The organism is Streptomyces sp. NPDC048258 (genome assembly GCF_043201995.1).
GTDB lineage: Bacteria > Actinomycetota > Actinomycetes > Streptomycetales > Streptomycetaceae > Streptomyces.
Genome location: NZ_JBICZH010000006.1, coordinates 17,217 through 41,022, shown reverse-complemented (window position 1 = coordinate 41,022; position 23,806 = coordinate 17,217). Strand labels below are relative to the sequence as shown.

The 23,806-nt window shown below is 71.5% G+C and carries 19 protein-coding genes; 11 read left to right on the top strand and 8 right to left on the bottom strand.

The window, feature by feature from the left end:
• Positions 1-83: 83 nt before the first annotated feature.
• Together ACGFYQ_RS15920 and ACGFYQ_RS15915 are read left to right on the top strand one after the other, a co-directional pair.
• The gene (locus ACGFYQ_RS15920) at positions 84-731 is read left to right on the top strand and encodes a GntR family transcriptional regulator (protein WP_393744154.1); all 648 of its coding nucleotides are present in this window, start codon (positions 84-86) and stop codon (positions 729-731) included.
• The gene (locus tag ACGFYQ_RS15915) at positions 728-2,053 is read left to right on the top strand and encodes a nitrate/nitrite transporter (RefSeq protein ID WP_393744152.1); all 1,326 of its coding nucleotides are present in this window, start codon (positions 728-730) and stop codon (positions 2,051-2,053) included. Before ACGFYQ_RS15920 ends, ACGFYQ_RS15915 begins: the two co-directional genes overlap by 4 nt.
• 231 nt (positions 2,054-2,284) lie before the next feature.
• Here the strand turns inward: ACGFYQ_RS15915 and ACGFYQ_RS15910 are convergent, their stop codons facing one another.
• Positions 2,285-3,109 carry a maleylpyruvate isomerase family mycothiol-dependent enzyme gene (locus ACGFYQ_RS15910; RefSeq protein ID WP_393744150.1) on the bottom strand — a complete coding sequence of 275 codons (825 nt, stop codon included), beginning with the start codon at positions 3,107-3,109 and terminating at the stop codon, positions 2,285-2,287.
• Between the two features lie 156 nt (positions 3,110-3,265).
• Between ACGFYQ_RS15910 and ACGFYQ_RS15905 the strand changes: the two genes are divergently transcribed.
• The 4 genes from ACGFYQ_RS15905 to ACGFYQ_RS15890 all read left to right on the top strand — a co-directional run bounded on the left by ACGFYQ_RS15905 (position 3,266) and on the right by ACGFYQ_RS15890 (position 5,956).
• The gene (locus ACGFYQ_RS15905) at positions 3,266-4,045 is read left to right on the top strand and encodes a carbon-nitrogen family hydrolase (protein ID WP_393744148.1); all 780 of its coding nucleotides are present in this window, start codon (positions 3,266-3,268) and stop codon (positions 4,043-4,045) included.
• Between the two features lie 31 nt (positions 4,046-4,076).
• Positions 4,077-4,511, top strand: a complete 435-nt coding sequence (locus tag ACGFYQ_RS15900) for a hypothetical protein (protein ID WP_393744146.1) — start codon at positions 4,077-4,079, stop codon at positions 4,509-4,511.
• A gap of 85 nt (positions 4,512-4,596) precedes the next feature.
• Positions 4,597-5,400, top strand: coding sequence for a hypothetical protein (locus tag ACGFYQ_RS15895; RefSeq protein WP_393744144.1), 804 nt, complete (start codon positions 4,597-4,599; stop codon positions 5,398-5,400).
• 28 nt (positions 5,401-5,428) lie between these two features.
• Complete coding sequence (locus ACGFYQ_RS15890) at positions 5,429-5,956, top strand: DUF4240 domain-containing protein (protein ID WP_393744142.1); 528 nt, start codon at positions 5,429-5,431, stop codon at positions 5,954-5,956.
• On the opposite strand, the gene ACGFYQ_RS15885 is transcribed toward ACGFYQ_RS15890, so the two are convergent.
• A complete protein-coding gene (locus ACGFYQ_RS15885) occupies positions 5,947-6,618 on the bottom strand; it encodes an MSMEG_1061 family FMN-dependent PPOX-type flavoprotein (RefSeq protein ID WP_393744140.1) in 672 nt (223 codons plus the stop codon). The genes ACGFYQ_RS15890 and ACGFYQ_RS15885 overlap by 10 nt on opposite strands.
• A gap of 179 nt (positions 6,619-6,797) precedes the next feature.
• Here ACGFYQ_RS15885 and ACGFYQ_RS15880 point away from each other — a divergent pair, with 179 nt between their 5' ends.
• A complete protein-coding gene (locus ACGFYQ_RS15880; protein WP_393744138.1) occupies positions 6,798-8,642 on the top strand; it encodes an NHL domain-containing thioredoxin family protein in 1,845 nt (614 codons plus the stop codon).
• A gap of 84 nt (positions 8,643-8,726) precedes the next feature.
• Here the strand turns inward: ACGFYQ_RS15880 and ACGFYQ_RS15875 are convergent, their stop codons facing one another.
• The 3 genes from ACGFYQ_RS15875 to ACGFYQ_RS15865 all read right to left on the bottom strand — a co-directional run bounded on the left by ACGFYQ_RS15875 (position 8,727) and on the right by ACGFYQ_RS15865 (position 12,805).
• Positions 8,727-10,019 carry a M18 family aminopeptidase gene (locus ACGFYQ_RS15875; RefSeq protein WP_393744136.1) on the bottom strand — a complete coding sequence of 431 codons (1,293 nt, stop codon included), beginning with the start codon at positions 10,017-10,019 and terminating at the stop codon, positions 8,727-8,729.
• Between the two features lie 100 nt (positions 10,020-10,119).
• Positions 10,120-10,848: a hypothetical protein gene (locus tag ACGFYQ_RS15870; RefSeq protein ID WP_393744134.1), complete on the bottom strand. Its 729-nt coding sequence runs from the start codon at positions 10,846-10,848 to the stop codon at positions 10,120-10,122.
• Between the two features lie 130 nt (positions 10,849-10,978).
• Complete coding sequence (locus ACGFYQ_RS15865) at positions 10,979-12,805, bottom strand: acyl-CoA dehydrogenase (RefSeq protein WP_393744685.1); 1,827 nt, start codon at positions 12,803-12,805, stop codon at positions 10,979-10,981.
• A 174-nt stretch (positions 12,806-12,979) separates the two neighbouring features.
• Between ACGFYQ_RS15865 and ACGFYQ_RS15860 the strand changes: the two genes are divergently transcribed.
• Positions 12,980-13,438 carry an SseB family protein gene (locus tag ACGFYQ_RS15860; protein ID WP_393744132.1) on the top strand — a complete coding sequence of 153 codons (459 nt, stop codon included), beginning with the start codon at positions 12,980-12,982 and terminating at the stop codon, positions 13,436-13,438.
• 166 nt (positions 13,439-13,604) lie between these two features.
• Positions 13,605-14,597, top strand: a complete 993-nt coding sequence (locus tag ACGFYQ_RS15855) for a pirin family protein (protein WP_393744130.1) — start codon at positions 13,605-13,607, stop codon at positions 14,595-14,597.
• Between the two features lie 62 nt (positions 14,598-14,659).
• Here the strand turns inward: ACGFYQ_RS15855 and ACGFYQ_RS15850 are convergent, their stop codons facing one another.
• Positions 14,660-15,724 (bottom strand): AI-2E family transporter, encoded by a 1,065-nt coding sequence (locus tag ACGFYQ_RS15850; protein WP_393744128.1) that lies wholly within the window; start codon positions 15,722-15,724, stop codon positions 14,660-14,662.
• A gap of 39 nt (positions 15,725-15,763) precedes the next feature.
• Positions 15,764-17,971, bottom strand: a complete 2,208-nt coding sequence (locus tag ACGFYQ_RS15845; RefSeq protein ID WP_393744126.1) for a SpoIIE family protein phosphatase — start codon at positions 17,969-17,971, stop codon at positions 15,764-15,766.
• 159 nt (positions 17,972-18,130) lie between these two features.
• Between ACGFYQ_RS15845 and aspS the strand changes: the two genes are divergently transcribed.
• Positions 18,131-19,948 (top strand): aspartate--tRNA ligase, encoded by a 1,818-nt coding sequence (gene aspS, locus ACGFYQ_RS15840; RefSeq protein WP_393744124.1) that lies wholly within the window; start codon positions 18,131-18,133, stop codon positions 19,946-19,948.
• 67 nt (positions 19,949-20,015) lie between these two features.
• Here the strand turns inward: aspS and ACGFYQ_RS15835 are convergent, their stop codons facing one another.
• The gene (locus ACGFYQ_RS15835; RefSeq protein WP_393744122.1) at positions 20,016-21,371 is read right to left on the bottom strand and encodes a VWA domain-containing protein; all 1,356 of its coding nucleotides are present in this window, start codon (positions 21,369-21,371) and stop codon (positions 20,016-20,018) included.
• A gap of 309 nt (positions 21,372-21,680) precedes the next feature.
• Here ACGFYQ_RS15835 and ACGFYQ_RS15830 point away from each other — a divergent pair, with 309 nt between their 5' ends.
• Positions 21,681-23,768: a PhoX family protein gene (locus tag ACGFYQ_RS15830; RefSeq protein ID WP_393744120.1), complete on the top strand. Its 2,088-nt coding sequence runs from the start codon at positions 21,681-21,683 to the stop codon at positions 23,766-23,768.
• Positions 23,769-23,806 lie beyond the last annotated feature (38 nt).

Below are 23,806 nucleotides of genomic sequence, written 5' to 3'. Positions count from 1 at the left end.
GCGGTCGTCGGCGCCGTCCTCGGCGCGGTCTTGGATGCTGAGACGCGATACGGGTGCACCCCTCATGTATCTATGCTGTGCCCATGTCAGCTCCCGCACCCGCACCAGCCGCCGACCGCGTCTACCGGCACATCAAGCAGGGCGTTCTCGACCGCCGGTACGAGGGCGGCACGCTCCTCACCGAGGGCGAGGTCGCCGAGGCCGTGGGCGTCTCCCGCACGCCGGTGCGCGAGGCGTTGCTGCGCCTGGAGACGGAGGGGCTGATCCGGCTCTACCCGAAGAAGGGCGCGCTGGTCCTGGCCGTGTCGGCGCAGGAGATCGCGGATGTCGTCGAGACCCGGCTGCTGGTCGAGGAGTTCACCGTACGGCGGGCCGTTCCCGCTCCGGCCGCGCTGCTCGGGCGGCTGGAGGAGCTGCTGCGGGCGCAGGAGCGGCATGCGGACAGCGGTGACCTCGCGGCGTTCGCGGCCGAGGACCGGTGCTTCCACGCCGAGATCGTCCGGCACGCCGGCAACGAGATCCTGTCCCGCCTGTACGACCAACTGCGCGACCGGCAGCTGCGGATGGGCGTCGCGGTGATGCACGCCCACCCGGACCGGGTCGCGCAGAACCTCGTCGAGCACCGCGAGATCCTGACGGCGCTGCGCGCGGGCGACGCCGACCGGGCGGCGACGTGCGTACGGGCGCACGTGGGCCGGGTCGGAAGCCTGATGCGCGGCGACGCCCGGTGAGCGCCCTCGATCCTCCCGGCGGCAGGAAGGCCGTCGCCGTCTGGGGCATAGGCGTCGCCGTCTACTTCGTCGCGGTGATCTTCCGGACCAGCCTCGGCGTCGCCGGACTCGACGCCGCCGACCGCTTCCACGTCAACGCCTCGGCGCTGGCGACCTTCTCGCTGCTCCAGCTCCTGGTGTACGCGGGGATGCAGATACCGGTGGGGCTGATGGTCGACCGGCTCGGCACCAAGAAGGTGCTGACCCTGGGCGCGGTCCTCTTCACCGTCGGCCAGCTCGGCTTCGCGCTGTCCCCCACGTACGAAATGGCACTGGCCGCCCGGGCCCTGCTGGGCTGCGGCGACGCCATGACCTTCATCTCGGTGCTGCGGCTCGGCACCCGGTGGTTCCCGGCCCGGAGCGGGCCGCTGATGGCCCAGCTGGCCGGGCTGGTGGGCATGGCGGGCAACCTCGTCTCCACGCTGGTGCTGGCTCCCGTACTGCACGGGGCCGGCTGGGTGCCCGCCTTCGCGGGGAGCGCGGTGGCGGGGCTGGTCGTCCTGGTCCCGCTGGTGCTGTTCCTGCGGGACCACCCGGAGGGCCACGGCCCGTCCCCCTCGACGCGCGGTACGGGGGGTTCCGGGGGGTTCGTACGCCGCCAGATACGCGCATCGTGGAGCGAGCCCGGGACCCGGCTCGGCCTGTGGGTGCACTTCACCACGCAGTTCCCGGCGATGGTGTTCCTGCTCCTGTGGGGGATGCCGTTCCTGGTCGAGGCGCAGGGGCTGTCGCGGAGCACCGCGGGCGGGCTGCTGACGCTGGTGGTCGCCTCGAACATGGCGCTCGGCCTGGTCTACGGCCAGATCGTCGGCCGCCGGCAGTCGGCGCGGATACCGCTGGCCCTGGGCACGGTCGGCCTGACGGCCCTGCTCTGGGCGTCGGTCCTGGTCTACCCGGGCGACCGGGCGCCGATGTGGCTGCTGGTCACCCTGTGCCTGGTTCTGGGCTCCTGCGGCCCGGCGTCGATGATCGGCTTCGACTTCGCCCGCCCCGCCAACCCGGCGGAGCGCCAGGGCACCGCCTCCGGGATCACCAACATGGGCGGCTTCATCGCCTCGATGACCACCCTGCTGGCGGTGGGCGTCCTGCTGGACGCGACCGGGGACAACTACCGCATCGCCTTCTCGACGGTGTTCGTCCTGGAGGCGCTCGGCATCGCACAGATCCTGCGCCTGCGCCCGCGCGCGCTGGCCCGCGAACGGGAGCGCGTGATTTCAGCCTCGCCGGCGTTTGAGGCGCGGGGTCTGGGGCGGAGCCCCAGGTCCCGGCGGAGCCGGGCTTAAGGCCCCGCCCGCCCCCGAAGCCGGTGCGGCGCCGCTGCCGGGGGCCAGCCCCCGGACCCCCGCGCCTCAAACGCCGGCGAGGCTGGGTTGTGCCCGGCGGCCGGCATCAGTCAAATCCAGCCCGCCGGCGTTTGAGGCGCGGGGGTCCGGGGCGGAGCCCCAGGTCCCGGCGGAGCCGGGCTTCGCCGCCTCGGCCCCGCGTCGCGCGGGCTTCGGCGGAGCCGGGCTTCGCTACGGGGTCACCGCGAAGTTGGCCAGGATGGCGTCGGCCAGCTGCGCGTCGCCCTCGACCTTCACCCGGTCGGCGACGGCGTGCGCCCGGACCCGGCCCGCGGCGAGGCGGACGTACGTCTCCCAGTCCAGCGTCAGCGTCACCGCCGGACCCAGCGACGGCGCCTTGTCCACCGACCCCCGCCCCTCCGCGTCGACCCGTACCGTCCGCATGAACTCGACCGGCCCGTGCACGTCGATCACCACCGCCGAGTTCGCCGGCGCCCCCGCCAGCTTCGCGACCACCTTCGGCAGCCCGGCGAGCAGGATGTCCCGCGCCACGTACGCCCCCGGCGAGTCCCAGTTCCCGGGCACGCCCAGCGCCGTCCGCAGGTCCTGCTCGTGGATCCACACGTCGAACGCCCGCAGCCGCAGCGCGAATTCCAGCGTCACCTGGTCACCCAGCGGCCCGCGCACCATCGTGGCCGGATCCCGCTTCTCGTTCCTCAGCTGCCGGGACCTGCGGATGATCGTGTACTCCAGCTCCGAGGTCATCTCGGGGGCGGTGTGGTGACGGCGTACGTCGACCTGCACCTCCATGTACCGGCTGAACTCGTCCACCACGTGCCGCAGGTCCCTGGCCACGGTGTGGATCGGCCGCGGGTCTCCGAGCTGCTCGCATTCGATGCCGATGATGTGTGACACGACGTCACGGACCGACCAGCCCGGGCACGGCGTCGCCCGGTTCCACTCGCCCTCCGTCAGCGGGAGGACCAGCTCGGATATCGCCTCGATGGAGTGCGTCCACGCGTCGGCATAGGGCTGAAGGCTGGGATGGACGGTCAACGGGACCCCTCGCGGTGCTGTTCAGTGGCGCGTTCTGGAAGCTCTGGACATCAGACTCGGTTTCCAAAACTACGCTGCCGGTGAGCACCCCGGCAGTGCTTTCGTGTGACGATCGTAGGCCCGAGTTGACGGCTTGAACGCCAGGACGGTGGTAATGTGCGCGCCTCGCTGATCCAAATCGCAGTGAATGAGGGCGAGTCGGTGGTTTCCCGGCGCGCCCGCGCGGCTGATCTCGTACGGGAACAGGCCGCCTCCGACCTTGTCGTCCTGCCCGAACTGTGGACGGTCGGGGCCTTCGCCTACGAGCAGTTCGAGACCGAGGCGGAACCGCTGGACGGCCCGACCTTCGAGGCCATGTCGAAGGCGGCGGCCGACGCCGGGGTCTGGCTGCACGCGGGCTCGGTCGTGGAGCGCGCGGGCGACGGCTCGCTCTACAACACCACCCTCGTCCTCTCCCCGGAGGGCGAGCTGGCCGCCACCTACCGGAAGATCCACCGGTTCGGCTTCGACCAGGGCGAGGCCGTGCTCATGTCGGCGGGCGAGTCCCTGACCACGGTGGAGCTGCCCGAGCAGACCCTCGGCATCGCCACCTGCTACGACCTGCGCTTCCCCGAGCTGTTCCGCGGCCTGGTCGACGCCGGGGCCACCACCATGGTCGTCGCGGCCGGCTGGCCCGCGCGCCGCCGCTCGCACTGGACCCTGCTCAGCCGGGCGCGCGCGGTGGAGGACCAGTCGTACGTGCTCGCGTGCGGGCTGGCCGGCACCCACGCGGGCGTCGAACAGGCCGGGCACAGCCTGGTGGTCGACCCGTGGGGCGAGGTCCTGGCGGAGGCGGGCCCGGGCGAGGACGTCCTCACGGTCGACCTCGACCCGGCGAAGGTCGCCGAGACCCGCGAACAGTTCCCGGCCCTCAAGGACCGCCGCCTCGGCCGCTAGGGGGTGTCCGGGTAGGGCTACGCTCGCGGACATGGCAGTGGCGGGGGAGACGGCGGAGACCGATCAGGCGCGGACGCAGGTGCACGCCGTCCAGCGGGCGATCGCCGGATGCGCGCTGCTGCTGGGCGGGCTCGCGACGGGCTGGAGCCTGGGCGTGGGCACCACGGGTGCGTTCGTCTTCCCCTTCCTCGCCCTCATGGCCCCCGTCCTCGTGCGCAACCGCGTCGGGTTCCGGTGGCTCTGCACCTGGCTGCCCGTCGTACTGATCCCCTTCGGCCTCCTCCTGTTCCTCGTCGGCATGTTCCTGATGGTCCCGTCGGCCGTGCTGTTGCTGCTGGCCCGCGGCGCCGACCCGCGCCGCCACCCCGTGGGGGCGTGGGTCCGGGCCGGCCTCGCGGGCGTGATCGGCCTGTGCACGGCCTGGGGGATCGTCTACGGCATCGTCGCGGTGGCCTCTCGGTCCTGAAGCCCGTCGTCGTCCCCGATGGCCAGCACTTTGTCCCGTACGAGGTATTTCATGCGCTGATCAGTGCCCGCGATAGGTTTCCGTCATGCCACTCCTCTACGTGACCGACCTGGCCTACCCGGCGCGCGGCCGCCGCTACGGCGACGAGGACGTATTCCTCACCTCGCGGCTGCGGGCGCACTTCGACCTGGCCCTGTGCCACCCCGCGGACGCGGAGGCGCTCATACCCATGGGCTTCGACGCGGTGATCGTCCGCAACAGCGGCCCGGTCCTGCACTACCAGGAGGCCTACGACTCCTTCCGCGAGGCCGCGCTCGCCGCGGGCACCCGGGTCTACAACCCGCTCACCGGCCGCGGCGACATGGCGGGCAAGCAGTACCTCCTCGACCTGACGGCCGCCGGCTACCCGGTGATCCCGACGATCGACGACCCGGCGCGGCTGTCGGAGCTGCCGCAGGTGCCGCAGTACGCGGTCAAGCCCAAGCAGGGCGCCGACTCCATCGGCCTCACCTTCACCGCCGACCCGACGGGCCCGGCGGGGGAGATCCTCATCCAGCCGCGCATCGACTTCGCGTACGAGGTGTCCTTCTACTTCGTCGACGACGCCTTCCAGTACGCCCTCCACGCCCCGGACCCGGCCCGCCGCTGGGAGCTGCGCCCCTACGCCCCGACCGAGGCGGACCTGGCCTTCGCGCGCGCCTTCGTCGCCTGGAACACCCTCTCCCACGGCATCCAGCGGGTGGACGCCTGCCGGGCCCCTTCGGGCGAACTCCTGCTGGTCGAGCTGGAGGACCTGAACCCGTACCTGTCCCTGGACCTGGTCCCCTCCGAGGTCCAGGACACCTTCATCACATCGCTCACGGGATCTCTCCACTCCTTCCTCACCTGATGTCAGACCCGGGTGCGAGGCTCGTTCCATGGACAAGCAGACCTTCTGGAAGCTGATCGAGACGGCCCGCGCGGAGGCGGCGGACGACCAGGTGGCGGAGCACGCGACGGCGCTGCTCGCCCGCCTCCCGGAGGCCGAGATAGCCGCCGCCCAGCAGGTGCTGTGGGACCTGCTGGCGGAGTCCTACCGCAGCCCGCTCTGGGCCGCGGCCTACGTGATCAACGGCGGCTGCTCGGACGACGGCTTCGACTACTTCCGGGGCTGGCTCCTGACCCAGGGCGAGGCGGCCTTCGAGGCCGCCCTGGCCGACCCGGACTCCCTGGCCGCCCACCCCGCGGTCCTGGAGGCCGCGCTGGAAGGCCTGGAACTGTGCGACGAGGAGGCCCTCTCGATCGCCTGGAGCGCCTACGAGACCGCCACGGGCCGCGAACTCCCGGCGGACTCCTTCACGATCAGCTACCCGCCGCTGGACCCCGCCTGGGACTTCGACTTCGACGACACCGAGGAGACCACCGCCCGCCTCCCCCGCCTGAGCGCCCTCTTCGACTACTCGTAGCGGTACAGCAGCGATTCGCGCTCCTGCTGCCGGATGTCCTCGATGGTCAGACCGGGCAGGTCCAGGTGGGAGAGGGTGACCTCGGCGGAGCTCGGGACGGCGTCCTCGGCGAGCCACTGCTCGGGCTTCCACGCGTTGCTGCGCAGGAACGCCTTCGGGCAGTGCTGGTAGGCCTCCTCGACCTCCACCACGATCGCGCTGCGCGGGGGCTTGCCGACGGAGGTCAGCTGTTCCAGCAGACGCGGGTCGGCGGAGACGCAGGCGCGTCCGTTCACGCGCAGGGTGGTGGCCCGGCCGGGGATGACGAAGATCAGACCGGCCCGGCCCGTCTCCACGATGTTGTGGCCGGTGTCGAGCCGCTTGTTGCCGGTGGCGTCGGGAACGGCGAGGGTGAACTCGTCCAGAACGGCGACGAAGCCGGGCGGCCCGCCCCGCGGAGTCACGTCGCAGCTCCCGTCGGCGCCGGAGCTGGCGACGAACACCAACGACGACCGTCCGATGACCGCGCGGGCGGCGTCGTGGATCCGGTCAACGGCCTTGCGGCGGGCCAGCTCACCGGGCTCTTCGTAGAGCTCGCGCAACTGGGCCGCGCTCCGGACGGCGGTGGCGTTCACGGCATCGAATATCCGCCCGCTCGGCGGCGTGGTGGCTGTCACGTACATGCACGCTATCGGATCTGATCCAAAGAAAGGCGCGCTAGAGGCTGTCCGCATCCCCATACGGCGGGACGGTCCAGCGCAGCACGGCCCGCCGCGACGCGTCGCCGGCCGGGGCTCCTCTGTCGTAGGCCTTGCCGGACGCGTGTAATCCGGCATTCATACCCGGATGGCAAGCTTGAAGGATGAACGATGCTGCCCCGGCGCCCACCCCTGCGCCCGCGCCCCGCCGACGTGCCCGTGTCCGTGCCCCCGAGCTGATCGGCAAGGGCGGCTGGCTCAACACCGGAGGCAAAGAGCTCACCCTCGCCGACCTGCGAGGTAAGTGCGTTGTTGTTGATTTCTGGACGTTTTGCTGCATCAACTGCCTGCACGTCCTCGACGAGCTGCGGGAGCTGGAGGAGAAGCACCGCGACACCGTCGTGATCATCGGTGTGCACTCGCCGAAGTTCGCGCACGAGGCCGAGCACGCCGCCGTCGTCGACGCCGTCGAGCGGTACGAGGTGCACCACCCCGTGCTGGACGACCCGGAGCTCGCGACCTGGAAGCAGTACGCCGTACGGGCCTGGCCCACGCTCGTCGTGATCGACCCCGAGGGGTACATCGTCGCGCAGCACGCCGGTGAGGGGCACGCGCACGCCATCGAGCGGCTCGTCGAGGAGCTGGAGGCCGCGCACGAGGCCAAGGGGACCCTGCGGCGCGGCGACGGGCCGTACGTGGCGCCCGAACCGGTGGCGACCGATCTGCGGTTCCCCGGGAAGGCGCTGCTGCTGCCCTCCGGGAACTTCCTGGTGTCGGACTCGACGCGGCACCAGCTCGTGGAGCTGGCCGCCGACGGGGAGAGCGTCGTACGGCGCGTCGGCAGCGGGAAGCGCGGCTTCACCGCCGACACCTTCAGCGAGCCGCAGGGGCTGGCGCTGCTGCCCGACGGGACGGTCGTCGTCGCCGACACCGTCAACCACGCGCTGCGCCGCTTCGACCCGGCCACCGGGGCCGTCGAGACCGTCGCCGGTACCGGCCGCCAGTGGTGGCAGGGCTCGCCGACCTCCGGGCCCGCGCTGGAGGTGGACCTGTCCTCGCCGTGGGACGTGGCCTGGTGGCAGGGCCGGGTGTGGATCGCCATGGCCGGCGTCCACCAGCTGTGGACCTGGGACCCGGAGACGGGGACGGTCGAGGTCGCGGCCGGTACGACCAACGAGGGGCTGCTGGACGGGCCCGCCGCCGAGGCCTGGTTCGCCCAGCCCTCCGGGCTCGCGGCCGCCGGGGACCGGCTGTGGATCGCCGACTCCGAGACCAGCGCCCTCAGGTACGTCCACCCCACCGACGCCGGCTACGCCGTCACCTCTGCCGTCGGCACCGGGCTATTCGACTTCGGACACCGGGACGGCGACGCGGGCCAGGCCCTGCTCCAGCACCCGCTCGGCGTGACCGCCCTGCCCGACGGCTCGGTCGCGGTGTGCGACACGTACAACCACGCGCTGCGCCGCTACGACCCCGCCACCGGCGAGGTCTCGACGCTCGCCACCGACCTGCGCGAGCCCAGCGACGCCGTGCTGGTCGGCGGCGACATCGTGGTCGTCGAGTCCGCCCGGCACCGGCTGACCCGGCTGCGGCTCCCGGAGGAGGCGGTACGGGTGGACGCGGTCGCCCACCGCACGCAGCGCGCCGCCACCGAGGTGGCCCCCGGCACGCTCCGCCTCGACGTGGTCTTCCAGGCCCCGAGCGGGCAGAAGCTCGACACCCGCTACGGGCCCTCGACGCGCCTGCTGGTCTCCTCGACCCCGCCCGAGCTCCTCGCCGGCGGCGAAGGCGCCGGGACGGACCTCTTCCGGGAGCTGGCGCTGAACCCGGACGTCACCGAGGGCGTGCTGCACGTCTCCGCGATGGCGGCGTCCTGCGACGACGACCCCGCCAACGAGTACCCGGCCTGCCACGTCCACCAGCAGGACTGGGGGGTACCCGTCCGCGTCACCGACGGCGGCGCCGCCCGGCTTCCCCTCGTCCTCGCCGGGATGGACGACGAGGGGTAACCCGGACCGCGACAGCCCGTGGCCGCCCGCGGCCTTCCTGGTGGCCCGGCCTGGCTCGGCAGCCCGGCCGGGCTCGGCCGGGTCTCAGCCCTCCAGGAAGGCCAGCAGGGCGTTCGCCAGCAGGAACGGGTCGTCCGCGCCGCACAGTTCGCGGGCGCTGTGCATCGAGAGGATCGCGACGCCGATGTCGACGGTCTGGATGCCGTGGCGGGCGGCCGTGATCGGGCCGATCGTCGTGCCGCACGGCATCGAGTTGTTGGAGACGAAGGTCTGCCACGGCACGCCGGCCCGCTCGCAGGCGTTCGCGAACACCGCGCGCCCGCTGCCGTCCGTCGCGTACCGCTGGTTGACGTTGACCTTCAGGATCGGTCCGCCGTTGGCCCGCGGGTGGTGCGAGGGGTCGTGCCGCTCCGCGTAGTTGGGGTGCACGGCGTGGCCGGTGTCGGAGGACAGGCAGATGGTGCCCGCGAAGGCGCGTGCCCGGTCCTCGTACGAGCCCCCGCGGGCGAAGACTGAACGTTCCAGCACGTTCCCCAGCAGCGGCCCGTCCGCGCCGGTGTCCGACTGCGAGCCGTTCTCCTCGTGGTCGAAGGCGGCCAGCACCGGGATGTGGTCGAGCTTCCCGGCGGTGGACGCGGCCGCCAGCGCCGCGACGCCCGCGTGCACCGACAGCAGGTTGTCCATCCGGGGACCGGCGAGCAGTTCGCGGTCGCGGCCGAGGTAGGCGGGGGGCTCGATCGAGTGGACCATCAGATCCCAGCCGGCCACCGAGCCCTGCGCCAGGCCCTCTTCCTCCTCCAGGAACGCGATCAGGTCGCCCTCCTGGGCCTCGCCCAGACCCCAGATGGGCTGCATGTGCCGCTGCTTGTCGAGCTTGAGCCCGTCCGTGTTCACCGACCGGTCAAGGTGCACGGCCAGTTGGGGCACGCGCAGCAGCGCGCGGTCCACGTTCACCAGGCGCTCGGAGCCGTCCCGCAGGGTCAGCCGCCCGGCCAGGCCCAGGTCGCGGTCCAGCCAGGTGTTGAGCAGCGTCCCGCCGTAGATCTCGACGGCGATCTGCCGCCAGCCCTGTGAGCCCGTGTCAGGCAGCGGCTTGACCCGGAGGTTGGGCGAGTCGGTGTGCGCGCCGACGATCCGGAAGGGGGTGTGCGCGGCCGCGCCCTCCGGGACGAACCAGGCGATGAGCGCGCCGCCGCGGAGCACGAACTTGCCCCCGGTGCCCGCATCCCAGGCGTCCGTTTCCGACAACTGCCTGAAACCTGCCTTTTCCAGCCGCTCGGCCGCGTTGGCCACGGCGTGGTACGGCGACGGACTGGCCGTCAGGAAGGTCATCAGGTCGTCGGTGTGGCCGCGGTCGAAGCGGGCGGGAGAGCTCATGTGGTTCACCTTAACGACGGTCGTGTTCGCCATGGCCGGACTGCGGCGGATAGCCGAGAGGTCGGACCGCGGGGTGTGTGATCTGCGGTCCCGTCGATTCTCAGCCCGGCGGGCGCTCGAATCTGCGGTGCAGTTGTCTGCGCTCGCCCCGGCGGATGCGCGGGAGCATCTCCGGGGTCTGCGCGGAGCGCTGCGCGCGTCTCTTGCGTCCGGCGCAGAAGATACAGGCCTCACCGGGCGGCGCGTCGGGATCGATGGGAGCGCCGGGGTGCTCGGAGCAGCCCGAGGCGTTGCGCGGCCGGGACAGCTCGCGGGCGACGATGAAGGCGCGGTGCAGGTCGTCGGCGATGCGGACGAAGTCCTCGGCGGGCGAGGACAGGCTCAGGTGGAAGCGCTGGTCCTCGACCGTACGCAGGCACGTGCGCAGCGCCTGGAGCGTGTACGGGCCCTCCGGCACGGGGTAGCCGAGGCGTCGCTGCTCCCCGGCGGGGCCGGCCGCCCGGCCGCCCTGCAGCCGCTGCCCGAGGCGCCGCCGGTCGTTGCAGATGAGGCAGCGGCCCCAGCCTTCGGGCGCCTCGGGGTCGAGGGCGCCGTTGGGGTGCTCGGGGCAGCCGGTGTAGCTCTTGGCGGGTGCCAGCCCGGCGGCGGTCTGGAAGGCCACGTAGAGGGCGTCGGCGATCCCGTCGTACTCGGCGGGGTGCGAGCCGTCGTACAGCTCGCGCTGGTGGTCGCCGAGGCTGCCCAGGCTCGCCTGCAGCTCCTTGAGGGCGTACGGCCGCCCGGTGGGGACGGAGTACCCCCTGCTGCCGTGCTGATCCTGTGGACTCATGCGTACGAGCGTCCCATGAACGACCGACAACGGGGAAAGCCGCAGGACACAGGCCTGCGGTGGGGTACGGCAGCGGCCGGGCCCCCGTGCGGGAGGACCCGGCCGCTGGACGTTCAGCGCGCGCTGAGGCCTAGAACGCGGCCTCGTCGAGCTCCATGAGGGAGTTGTCGACGACCTCGGCCAGCTGGCGCTGGACCGAGACGCCCGGCAGGACCTGCGACGCGAAGAACTTCGCGGCGGCGATCTTGCCGGTGTAGAACGGCACGTCCTTGGGGGAGGCGGTGGCGAGCTTCTCGGCGGCCACGGCCGCGCCCTTGAGCAGCAGGTATCCGACGACCACGTCGCCGGAGGCCATCAGCAGGCGGGTGGTGTTCTGGCCGACCTTGTAGATGTTCTTGACGTCCTCGCCGGTGGCGGTGAGGTCGACGATCATCTGGCCGACGATGGCCTCCAGGTCCACGGCGGCCTTGGCGAGCGCGTCGCGGGCGCCCGCCAGCTCCTCGCCGCCGACGGCCTCGGCCAGGAACTTCTTGATCGTCTCGGAGAGGACGTTCAGGGAGGCGCCCTGGTCGCGGACGATCTTCCGGAAGAAGAAGTCCTGGCCCTGGATGGCCGTGGTGCCCTCGTAGAGGGTGTCGATCTTGGCGTCGCGGATGTACTGCTCGATCGGGTACTCCTGCAGGTAACCGGAGCCACCGAAGGTCTGCAGGGACTGCGCGAGCTGCTCGTACGACTTCTCCGAGCCGTACCCCTTGACGATCGGCAGGAGCAGGTCGTTCAGGCCGATGAGGGAGGAGGCGTCCTCGCCGGCGGCCTGCTTGAGCTGGATCTCGTCCTGGACGGAGGCGGTGTAGAGGACGAGGGCGCGCATGCCCTCGGCGTACGCCTTCTGCGTCATGAGCGAGCGGCGCACGTCGGGGTGGTGCGTGATGGTGACCTTGGGCGCGGTCTTGTCCATGAAGTTGGCCAGGTCCGGGCCCTGCACGCGCTCCTTGGCGTACTCCAGCGCGTTGAGGTAGCCGGTGGAGAGGGTGGCGATGGCCTTCGTGCCGACCATCATCCGGGCGAACTCGATGATCATGAACATCTGGCGGATGCCGTCGTGCTTGTCACCGATCAGCCAGCCCTTGGCGGGGTGCTGGTCGCCGAAGGTCATCTCGCACGTGTTGGAGGCCTTGAGGCCCATCTTGTGCTCGACGTTCGTCGCGTAGACGCCGTTGCGCTCGCCCAGCTCGCCGGTCTCCCAGTCGAAGTGGAACTTCGGGACGAGGAAGAGGGACAGGCCCTTGGTGCCCGGGCCGTGGCCCTCGGGGCGCGCGAGGACGTAGTGGAGGATGTTCTCCTCCATGTCGTGCTCACCGGAGGTGATGAAGCGCTTCACGCCCTCGATGTGCCAGGAGCCGTCGGCCTGCTGGATCGCCTTGGTGCGGCCGGCGCCGACGTCCGAGCCGGCGTCCGGCTCGGTGAGGACCATGGTGGAGCCCCAGCGCTTCTCGACGGCGATCTGGGCGACCTTCTTCTGCGCCTCGTTGCCCTCCTCGTGGAGGATGCCGGCGAACGCCGGGCCGGAGGAGTACATCCAGATGGCCGGGTTCGAGCCGAGCAGCAGCTCCGCGTAGCCCCAGATGAGGGAGCGGGGCGAGGTGGTGCCGCCGATCTCCTCGGGCAGGCCCAGGCGCCAGTACTCCGAGTCCATGAAGGCTTCGTAGCTCTTCTTGAAGGAGGCCGGGACCGGCGCGGTGTTGGTGGCCGGGTCGAAGACCGGCGGGTTGCGGTCGGCGTCCTCGAAGGAGGCGGCCAGCTCGTTCTCGGCGAGGCGGGCGAGCTCGGAGAGGACGCTCTTGGCGGTCTCGGTGTCCATCTCCTCGAACGGACCGGTGCCGTACAGCTTGTCGCGGCCGAGCACCTCGAAGAGGTTGAACTCGATGTCGCGGAGATTCGACTTGTAGTGCCCCATGGCGACGGCTCCGTTAAGGCTCGGGGAGACAGGTTCCTCGTACATACCAATCGGTAACGTAATGATGCTACCCACCGGTAATAAGACGCAACCCTTGCCGGGCAACTGTGACCAGCGTCAAGCCTGGCGTGATTGCGGCTCTGGGGGCCGGGGCCGGTCGGTAGTCTTCGCCTCATGTACGGCTACGACCAGAACGTGAGCGCGGGGCAGCAGTACGCGGCCCCGCAGCAGATGGGCGGCGGGTACGGCGAGCAGCCGCTCTACCCCGAGCCCTCGCCGCCGTCGCTCGCCGACGCGGTACGGGCCTTTACCACCGGTTCGCTGTCCGCCGAGGACTTCCAGCAGATCTTCGCCACCTCGAAGGTCTACTGCCCGCGCGGCGAGACCCCGGGCTTCCTGGCGCTGCACAACACGCAGCAGCCGGTCATCCCCATGTTCACCACGCTCAAGGAGCTGCGCCGGTACGCGGGCAAGGAGTCCAAGTACTTCGTGATCACCGGCGCGGAGGTCATCGACCTGCTGCCGACCGGGTACGGCTTCGTCCTCGACATGGAGGGCGACCACCGGATGGTCTTCGACGCGAAGGCGGTCGAGCAGATGGTCGACTACGCGATGCGCCGCATGTACGGCTAGGCGCCCTTGCCGCGCAGGCGGCTGGACGCCTTGCCGCGCTGGCGGTTGACCTGCGCTTTCACACCTACGGCCCCCGGGGGAATGTCCCCGGGGGCCGCTCTGTTCTGTCGGGTGTGGCAGAAAGTTCGAGTTTCAACTAAACTCGACGCAGAAGGAGGTCCTGACCATGCCCGCAGTGACTGTTGAGAACCCGTTGACGCTTCCTCGCGTGGCCGAGCCGCAGGCGGTCGTTCCGCGCAAGGTGCTGGCCGTCACCACCGCTCCCGGTGGGTTCGAGGGTGAGGGATTCCCGGTGCGCCGCGCGTTCGCGGGGATCAACTACCAGTACCTCGACCCGTTCATCATGATGGACCAGATGGGTGAGGTGGAGTACGCCCCGGGCGAGCCCAAGGGCACCCCGTGGCACCCGCACCGAGGCTTCGAGACCGTCACGTACCTGATCGACGGAACCTTCGTCCACCAGGACAGCAACGGCGGCGGCGGTGTCATCAACGGCGGTGACACGCAGTGGATGACCGCCGGGTCGGGCCTGCTGCACATCGAGGCTCCGCCGGAGTCCCTCGTCGTCAGCGGCGGCCTGTTCCACGGCCTCCAGCTGTGGGTGAACCTGCCGGCCTCCGACAAGATGATGCCCCCGCGCTACCAGGACATCGGCGGCGGCCAGGTCCAGCTGCTGTCCACCCCGGACGGCGGTTCCCTGCTCCGCGTGATCGCCGGTGAGCTGGACGGACACCAGGGCCCGGGCATCACCCACACCCCGATCACGATGATCCACGCGACCGTCACACCGGGCGCGCAGATCACCCTGCCGTGGCGCGAGGACTTCAACGCCCTGGCGTACGTGCTGGCCGGGCGCGGGTCGGTCGGCGAAGACCGCAGGCCGGTCCACACCGGGCAGACGGCCGTCTTCGGCGAGGGCGGCTCGCTCACGGTGCGGGCGGACGAGTCCCAGGACTCGAACGCCCCGGACCTTGAGGTCGTCCTCCTCGGCGGGCGTCCGATACGGGAGCCGATGGCGCACTACGGCCCGTTCGTCATGAACAGCAAGCACGAACTCCAGCAGGCCTTCGACGACTTCCAGGCCGGCCGGCTGGGGCGCATCCCCACCACCGCGCGCACGGGGCTCGGCCACCGCGGCGCCGGCGAGGCGGACGACTGACCGGCCCGGAGGACTGAACGCCCCCCGTAGCGGAACGGGCTCCCGGCCGGGAGCCCGTTCCGCTACGCGGGGTCCACGGGTCCGGGCGCCGTACCGGCGGCGTACCGGGTCCGCAGCTCCGAGAGCACCCCGAAGGCGGCCGCGGTCAGCGGCACGGCGAGGAGCATCCCGAGGATCCCGGCGACGCTCGCCCCGGCCGTGATGGCCAGCATGACCACGGCCGGGTGCATCTGGACCGTGCGGCTCTGCACCAGGGGCTGGAGCACGTACCCCTCGATCATCTGGACCGCCAGCACCAGACCGAGCGCCCACAGGCCGATGGCCCAGCCCCGGTCGACGAGGGCGACGAGGACCGCCACGGCGCCCGAGAGGAAGGCGCCGAGGTAGGGGATGTAGGCGGTCACGAACACCAGGGCGGCCAGGCCCAGCGCGCCCGGCACCCGCAGCACCAGCAGACCCGCTCCGATCAGCACGGCGTCGACGAGCGCGACGAAGGTGGTCCCGCGCATGAAGCCCTCGACGGCCTCGAAGGCGCGCCGCCCCATCGCCTCCATGAGGTCCCCCGAGCGGCTGGGCGCCAGTGCGCGCAGCGTTCCCACCGCCCGGTCGGAGTCGCGGAGGAAGAAGAAGATCAGCACCAGCGCCAGCAGGGCCGTCGCGACCGTCGTCCCCACCACGCTGAGCCCGGCGACCACGCCCGAGGCGGCCGTACCGCCGAACTTCGCGAGCAGGTCCCTGGAGTTCTTCGCGACGTCCTCCAGAGAGGTGCCGAGCGCCCCGAAGTGCGCCGCGAGGGACTCGCCGGCCCGCCGGAGCGAGTCGACGATCTGGTCGCCGGTCTCGATGAGCGCGAGGACGACGATGTACGAGGCCCCGCCGACGACGGCGACCACGGCGAGGCAGGTGAGGGCCGCGGCGAGCGAGCGGTTGACCTTCACGCGGACCAGCCGCCGGTGCATCGGTCCGAGCAGGGCCGTACCCAGCAGGGCGAGCAGCACGGGCGTCACGACCGTGCGGAAGACGACGCACAGCCAGACCACGACGGCGAGCACGGCGGTGACGAGGAGGACGACGGCGCACCAGGCGGCGAGTCGCCGCACGGGCTCGGGCAGCAGGGGAGTCGGCACGGCTGTATCCAAGCACGGCCGCCGGGCCGCATTCCGGGGTCAGTCCAGCGGGTCGGGATCGGGTTTCGACTGCTCGTGGACCTCGAACCAGATGGACTTGCCCTCGCCGCGCGGGTCCACGCCCCAGGTGTCGGCCAGCATCTCCATCAGCAGTACGCCGCGGCCGCTGGATGCCATCTCGCCGGGGTGCCGCTTGTGCGGGAGCTCGTCGCTGGAGTCCGCGACCTCGATGCGCAGCCGGCGTCCGCCCAGCTCGCCCACCGCCTCCGCGACCAGGAGCGCGTCGCCGTCGGTGTGCGTCAGTACGTTCGTCACCATCTCGGAGACCATCAGCACCGCCGAGTCCACCTGCTCGGGGTCGGCCCAGTCGTGCAGCAGCTCACGGATCTGGCGGCGGGCGCCCGCGATCCGCTCCGGTTCGGCCTGGGCCACGGTCAGCATCGTGCGGCGGGCCGGGCGGCCGGGGTGCGGCAGCGGGGAACCGCAGCCGCAGCCGCCGCCCTCGCGGCAGAGCAGCACCACGGCTATGTCGTCCTCGCGGCGGTCGGCCAACGGGCCGGTGGTGTGGTGGGAGGAGGGCCCGTGGACGGCCTGGACCAGCAGGTCGGCCAGCTTTTCGAGGTGTCCGCCGTCGAGACGTCCGCCGTCGAGGTGCCCGCCGTCGGCGGGCGTCTCGGCCTCCAGGATCGCGCGCAGCCGGGCCCAGCCGGTCTCCAGGTCGTGCCCGCCGGTCTCGATGAGCCCGTCGGTGCAGAGCATCATCGTCTCGCCGGGTTCCAGGGTGAACCGGGTGGTGGGGTAGTCGGTGTCCGGGACGATCCCGAGGGGGAGGCCGCCCGCCGTGGGGCGCATCAGGACGGTGCCGTCCGTCATCCGGATCGCGGGGTCGGGGTGGCCGGCGCGGGCCACCTCCAGCAGTCCGGTCCGCGGGTCGCACTCCACGTACAGGCAGGTCGCGAACCGCGGGCTCTGGAAGTCCGGGTCGACGTCGCGGTCGAGGTCCGGGTCCTCGGGGGAATCCTGCGAGGAGCACAGCCCGGCCAGGAAGCGGGAGGCGCGGGAGAGCACCGCGTCCGGGCGGTGGCCCTCCGAGGCGTACGCCCGCACCGCGATCCGCAGCTGGCCCATCAGCCCGGCCGCGCGCACGTCGTGGCCCTGCACATCGCCGATGACCAGCGCGAACCGTCCCGAGGGCAGCGGGATCATGTCGTACCAGTCGCCACCGACCTGGAGCCCGCCGCCGGTAGGGACGTAGCGGGCGGCGATCCGCATGCCGGGGATCTCGGGGCCGAGCTGCGGCATCATCGACCGCTGCAGGCCCGTGGTGAGTTCCCGCTCGGATTCGGCCACCCCGGCGCGCTGGAGGGCCTGCGCGAGCATCCGGGCCACGGTGGTCAGGACGGACCGCTCGTCGGGGGAGAAGGACACCGGGTGCTTGAAGGCGGCCATCCAGGCGCCCATGGTCCGTCCGGCCACGATCAGCGGCAGGAAGGCCCAGGAGACCCGGCCGAAGCGCTGGGCGAGCGGCCAGGTGGCCGGGAAGCGCCGTTTGTAGTCCTCCGGACTGGGCAGGTAGATCGCCCTGCCGGTACGGACGACCTCCGCGGCCGGGTAGTCCGTCTCCAGCGTCATGTCCGCGAAGGGGCCCTCGTCCCCCTGGCCGTGCCCGTGGTGCCCGATGATCGACAGCCGGTCCCCGGCCACGCCGAAGACGGCCAGGCCGTCCGGGCTGAAACCGGGCATGGACAGCGAGGCCGCGACCCGCAGCACCTCCGCGGTGGAGCGGGCCTCCGCCAGTGCGCGGCCCGCGTCCAGCAGGAAGGCCTCGCGGGAGCGCCGCCAGTCGCCGGTGATCGGGGTGTGCGCGGCGGTGGTGCCGGGCTGCGGCTCGGCGATCTCCTGGATGGTGCCGATCAGCTCGTAGTCGACGCGGCCGTCGGGGCCGCGGTTCTCCAGCGGCTTGGAGCGGCTGCGTACGGTCCGCAGGACCCGCCCGTCCTCGTCCATGATCCGCAGCCTGGCCTCGGCGAGCGTGCCCTCGGCGACGGCCAGGTTCACGATGCCGTTGATCTCGTTCCAGTCCACGGGGTGGAAGCGCGACCGTACGGCGACCTCCGGCAGCACCACGGGCTCGGCGGGCAGCCCGAGGAGCCGGGCGGCCTCGCTGTCGAGGGTGACCGTCCCGGAGGCGTTGTCCCATCGCCACAGGCCGGTCGCGATGGCGGCCAGGACGTCCTCGGTGCGCACCCGGCCATCTTTACAGGTCGTCACACGTACGTGCCCGTTCACCGGCCCCGGCGGGTACGTTCGGGCAGGCCCGGCGGGCGTGCCCGACCCGCCCCCCGCCCGGACGGTAACCTTGTGAGGGTTGAATCCACCCTGGTATCGCGAAGAACTGGATGACTGATGCATCGGTACAGGTCCCACACCTGCGGCGAGCTCCGCGCCTCTGACGTCAACGCCGACGTCCGGCTGAGCGGCTGGCTGCACAACCGTCGAGACCTGGGCGGCATCCTCTTCATCGATCTGCGTGACCACTACGGCATCACGCAGCTCGTGGCCCGTCCCGGCACCGCTGCCGCCGCCGTTCTGGACAAGCTCTCCAAGGAGACCGTGGTCCGGGTCGACGGCAAGGTCGTCTCGCGCGGCGCCGAGAACATCAACTCCGAGCTGCCGACCGGCGAGATCGAGATCGAGGCCGCCGAGGTCGAGGTGCTCGGCGCGGCCGCCCCGCTGCCCTTCACGATCAACACCGACGACGGTGTGAACGAGGAGCGGCGCCTGGAGTACCGCTTCCTCGACCTGCGCCGCGAGCGCATGCACCGCAACATCATGCTGCGCTCGGCCGTCATCGCGGCCATCCGGCACAAGATGGTGGCCCTCGGCTTCAACGAGATGGCGACCCCGATCCTCACCGCGACCTCCCCCGAGGGCGCCCGTGACTTCGTGGTGCCGTCCCGTCTGAACCCGGGCAAGTTCTACGCCCTGCCGCAGGCCCCGCAGCAGTTCAAGCAGCTGCTGATGATCTCCGGCTTCGACCGGTACTTCCAGATCGCGCCCTGCTTCCGCGACGAGGACGCCCGCGCCGACCGCTCGCCGGGCGAGTTCTACCAGCTCGACGTGGAGATGTCCTTCGTCGAGCAGGAGGACGTCTTCCAGCCGATCGAGCGCCTGATGACCGAGCTCTTCACCGAGTTCGGCAACGGCCGCGAGGTCACCTCCCCCTTCCCGCGGATCCCGTTCCGCGAGTCGATGTTGAAGTACGGCAACGACAAGCCCGACCTGCGCGCCAAGCTGGAGCTCGTCGACATCACCGACGTGTTCGAGGGCTCGGAGTTCAAGGCCTTCGCCGGCAAGCACGTGCGCGCCCTGGCCGTCCCGGACACCGCCGGGCAGCCGCGCAAGTTCTTCGACGGCCTCGGCGAGTACGCGATCTCGCTGGGCGCCAAGGGCCTGGCCTGGGTCCGCGTCGGCGAGGACGGTGCCCTGACCGGCCCGATCGCCAAGTTCCTCACCGAGGAGAACGTCAAGGTCCTCACCGAGCGCCTGGGCCTGGTCCCCGGCCACGCCGTGTTCTTCGGCGCGGGCGACTTCGACGAGGTCTCCAAGATCATGTCCGGCGTTCGCGTCGAGGCCGCCAAGCGCGCCGGCCAGTTCGAGGAGAACGTCTTCCGCTTCTGCTGGATCGTCGACTTCCCGATGTACGAGAAGGACGAGGACACCGGCAAGATCGACTTCTCCCACAACCCCTTCTCCATGCCGCAGGGCGGGATGAAGGACCTGGAGGAGAAGGACCCGCTCGACATCCTGGCGTGGCAGTACGACATCGTCTGCAACGGCATCGAGCTGTCCTCCGGCGCCATCCGCAACCACGAGCCCGAGGTCATGCTGAAGGCCTTTGAGATCGCGGGCTACGAGGCCGAGACCGTCGAGCGCGAGTTCGCCGGCATGCTGCGCGCCTTCCGCCTCGGCGCCCCGCCGCACGGCGGCATCGCCCCGGGCGTGGACCGCATCGTGATGCTGCTGGCCGACGAGCCGAACATCCGCGAGACCATCGCCTTCCCGCTGAACGGCAACGCGCAGGACCTGATGATGGGCGCACCCACCGTCCTGGAGGAGTCCCGCCTGCGCGAGCTGAACATCGCGCTGCGCAAGCCGGTGGAGACGAAGCCGGCGGAGGCCAAGCCGATCGCCGAGGCCGTCCACCCGGACGCCGCGCGGTAACGCGTACGAGGTGTGACGAAGGGCCCGGGATCCTTGGATCCCGGGCCCTTCGTGTGTCGTGTCCGGACTAGAACCGCTCGAGGATGCCCTTGAGGAGGGCGGCGGAGGTCAGTTCACGGGGGGCCGGGCCGGCGTGGAAGAAGCCGGCGTTGTCGGCGTCCAGCTTGCGCAGGAAGTCGAAGGCCTTGGCGTCGTGGTCGCCGAAGGCGACGAACTGCCAGTGAATGCCGGGGGCGGTGGTGGCCGCCTCGGCCAGGGCCGCCTTGGCGGGCTGCCGGTTGTCGGGGGCGCCGTCGGTCTGGAAGACGACGAGGGCCGGGCCCTCACCGCCGTCCTTCTGGTAGCGCTCGACGACGGCCTCGACGGCGACGTGGTAGCTGGTGCGGCCCATCCGGCCGAGCTCGGCGTGGCGGGCCTCGACCCAGGCCTCGTCGTGGCTGTCGAGGGACAGGTCGGCGGTGCCGTCCAGTTCCGTGGAGAAGAACACCGTGTGGACGGTGGCCTCCTCGTCGAGGTGCGCGGCGAGGGCGAGGGCGTGGTCGGCGAGGTACTGGGCGCTGCCGTCCTTGTAGAACCCGCGCATCGATCCGGACCGGTCCAGGACGAGGTACACCTTGGCGCGCGCCCCGGCCTTCCCCTTGCCCTTGAGCACCTGCCCGGCGGCCTTGTGGGCCCCGGCCACCCCGGGCGCCCGCCGCCGCACCGCGGCCGCGGGGTGCGCGGGCCCCTCCGCCTCCGCCTCCGGCGGGGTCTGGGGCTCGGCCTCGGCCTCGGCCTCGGGTGCGTCGACTTCGGCCTCGGCGGCCAGGGGCTCCGCCTCGGGCGCGGTCTCGGGCTCCGCCACGGGGGCGGCGGCCTCGGGCTCGACCTCGGGCTCCGCCTCCGGCGCCGGTACGTCGGCCTCGGCGGCCACGGGCTCCGCCTCCGGTGCGGTTTCAGGCTCCGCCGTGGGGGCGGCGACCGGCTCGGCCTCCGCGGCCGGCTCGGCCTCGGCCTCGGCGGCGACCGGCTCCGCCTTCGGCGTGGTTTCAGCCTTGGCTTCGGGCTCCGCCGCGGGGGCGGCGACTTCGGCCTCGGCCGGTGCGGCCTCGGCCGGTGCGGCCTCGGACGCGGGTGCCACCGGCTCGGTGGGGCCCTGCTGAACCGCCGGAGGCGAAGGGCGGCGGGCTTCCGGGACCGTGGGGTCCGACGGCGGGGCCGCCGCCGGGGACGGGTCCGGGGCCGGGGCCGTGAGGACCGTGCCCGGTTCGCGGTCCCGAGGTGCGGACTGCGGGGGAACGGTGGGGTTGTCGAAGGACGCGGCCACCAGTTCGGCCGCAACGTCCAGTGGGGTGCGTTCCGTCTGGCTCGGGAGGTTCGCCGAGGGGGCGTCCGAAGTCTCCGGAACGGGTTCCGCCGATCGTCCGAATACCTTGCGCAACAAGCTCCGAATACCCATGGGCCAGGCCTTTCGCATGAGTGCGTGCGTCATTTGTCCGTGCTGCGCGGATGATCCCTGCCCAGAGTGGACACGTAAGGTTATCGGCCGCCCGGCTGGATCTTCGGGAGGGGCACCTTTCGTGGCGTCCGGCTTCCGGACGCGCTCACCCCCCTCCCGAACTCCCGCTCCGACGCGCCGGGTTCACCGGCCGTTCATCCCCGCGCCGCCGCTTCGGCGCAACTCCCGCCTAGCGTCACCGCTGGATTGTTCCGACACGTTGTCGGCGCCCACGCAGCTACTCGGAGGACACTCGTGCGCAAGCTCCTGCCGCTCATCGGCAACCCGCATGGGAGCGGCCGTTCCGCTCTCACCTGCCGCTACCGCTGTGGCGACGCCTGCTTCCACGAGGTGCCGAACACCAGCGACAACGAGTACGCCGGCGATGTCATAGCCCGCGCGTACTCCCGCCGCTCGATGCTGCGTACCGCCGCCGTCGTGACCGTCGCCACCGCGGCCGGCACCGCCGTCGCCCTCTCGGGTCCCGGCCAGACCGCCAACGCCACCCCCGTCGGCGAGGCCGAGGCCGCCGGTGCCTCCAAGAGCGGTGAGCCCGCCCGCGGTCTGCGCTTCAAGGCCGTCGCGCCGAACACCGACGACAAGGTCACGATCCCCGAGGGCCACGACCAGAACGTGGTCATCCGCTGGGGCGACCCGATCGTCAAGGGTGCCCCGGGCTTCAACGCCGACAAGCAGACCGCCGCCGCGCAGGCCGGTCAGTTCGGCTACAACAACGACTTCCTGAGCCTTCTCCCGCTCGGCGGCGACTACGAGCGCCAGCAGCTGCTCGTGGCCAACCACGAGTACACGGACGAGAACCTCATGTTCAAGGGGTACGACCCGGCCAACCCGACCCGCGAGCAGGTCGAGATCGCCTGGGCCGCGCACGGCCTGTCCGTGGTCGTCGTCCAGGAGGACCACCGCACCGGCAAGCTGACCGCCGTCACCCGCCACCAGCTCAACCGCCGCCTGACCGCCACCAGCGAGTTCAAGCTGACCGGCCCGGCCGCGGGCGGCGCCCTGCTGAAGACCTCGGTCGACGCGACCGGCACCAAGGTGCTCGGCACGCTCAACAACTGCGCCGGCGGCACCACCCCGTGGGGCACCACCCTCCACGGCGAGGAGAACTTCAACCAGTACTTCGGCAACGCCGGCCAGGTCACCGACCCCACCCAGGCCGCCCGCCTGAAGCGCTACGGCGTGACCGCCGGTGCCACCGAGCGCAAGTGGGAGCGGTTCGACAAGCGCTTCGACGTCGCGCAGGAGCCCAACGAGTCGCACCGCTTCGGCTGGGTCGTCGAGCTCGACCCGTACGACCCGAACTCCACCCCGCGCAAGCGCACCGCGCTCGGCCGCTTCAAGCACGAGGCCGCGCAGCCCCGCCTGACCGAGGACGGCCGTCCCGTCATCTACATGGGCGACGACGAGCGCTTCGACTACTTCTACAAGTTCGTCTCGTCGAAGCAGATGAAGAAGGGCAACTCGCGCGCGGCGAAGGAGCACAACCTCACGCTGCTCGACGAGGGCACCCTCTACGTCGCCAAGCTGACCGGCGACTCCCCGGCCGCCGCGATCGACGGCTCCGGCACGCTCCCCGCCGACGGCGAGTTCGACGGCTCGGGCGTCTGGATCAAGCTCGCCACCGGCAACGTCTCGCACGTCGAGGGCATGACCGCCGAGGAGGTCTACGTCTTCACGCGGCAGGCCGCCGACAAGGTGGGCGCGACCAAGATGGACCGTCCCGAGGACGTCGAGCCGTCCCCGCGCACCGGTCGCGTCTACATCGCGCTGACCAACAACACCGACCGGGGCAAGCCCGGCAAGGCGGCCGCGGACGAGGCCAACCCGCGCAACCTGAACAAGCACGGCCAGATCCTGGAGCTCGCCGAGAACTTCGACGACCCGGCCGGCGACGGCTTCGCCTGGCGGCTCTTCCTCGTCGCCGGTGACCCGAACGACCCGGCGACCTACTTCGCGGGCTTCCCGAAGGACAAGGTCAGCCCGATCTCCTGCCCGGACAACGTGGCCTTCGACCCGCACGGCAACCTGTGGATCTCCACGGACGGCAACCAGCTCGGCTCCCACGACGGCCTGTTCGGCGTCGCGACCGCCGGTGACCGCCGCGGTGAGCTGAAGCAGTTCCTGACCGTTCCGCGCGGCGCCGAGACCTGTGGCCCGCTCATCCAGGACAAGCGCGTCCTGGTGTCCGTGCAGCACCCGGGCGAGATCGACGGCGCGTCCGTCGAGAAGCCGCAGTCCGTGTGGCCCGACGGCCCCGGCAAGATCGTCCGTCCGGCGGTCGTCTCCGTCTGGCGCAAGGACGGCAAGAACATCGGCGTCTGATCCCGCCGATGAGCACGCCAGGTTGAACCGGCGCGAGG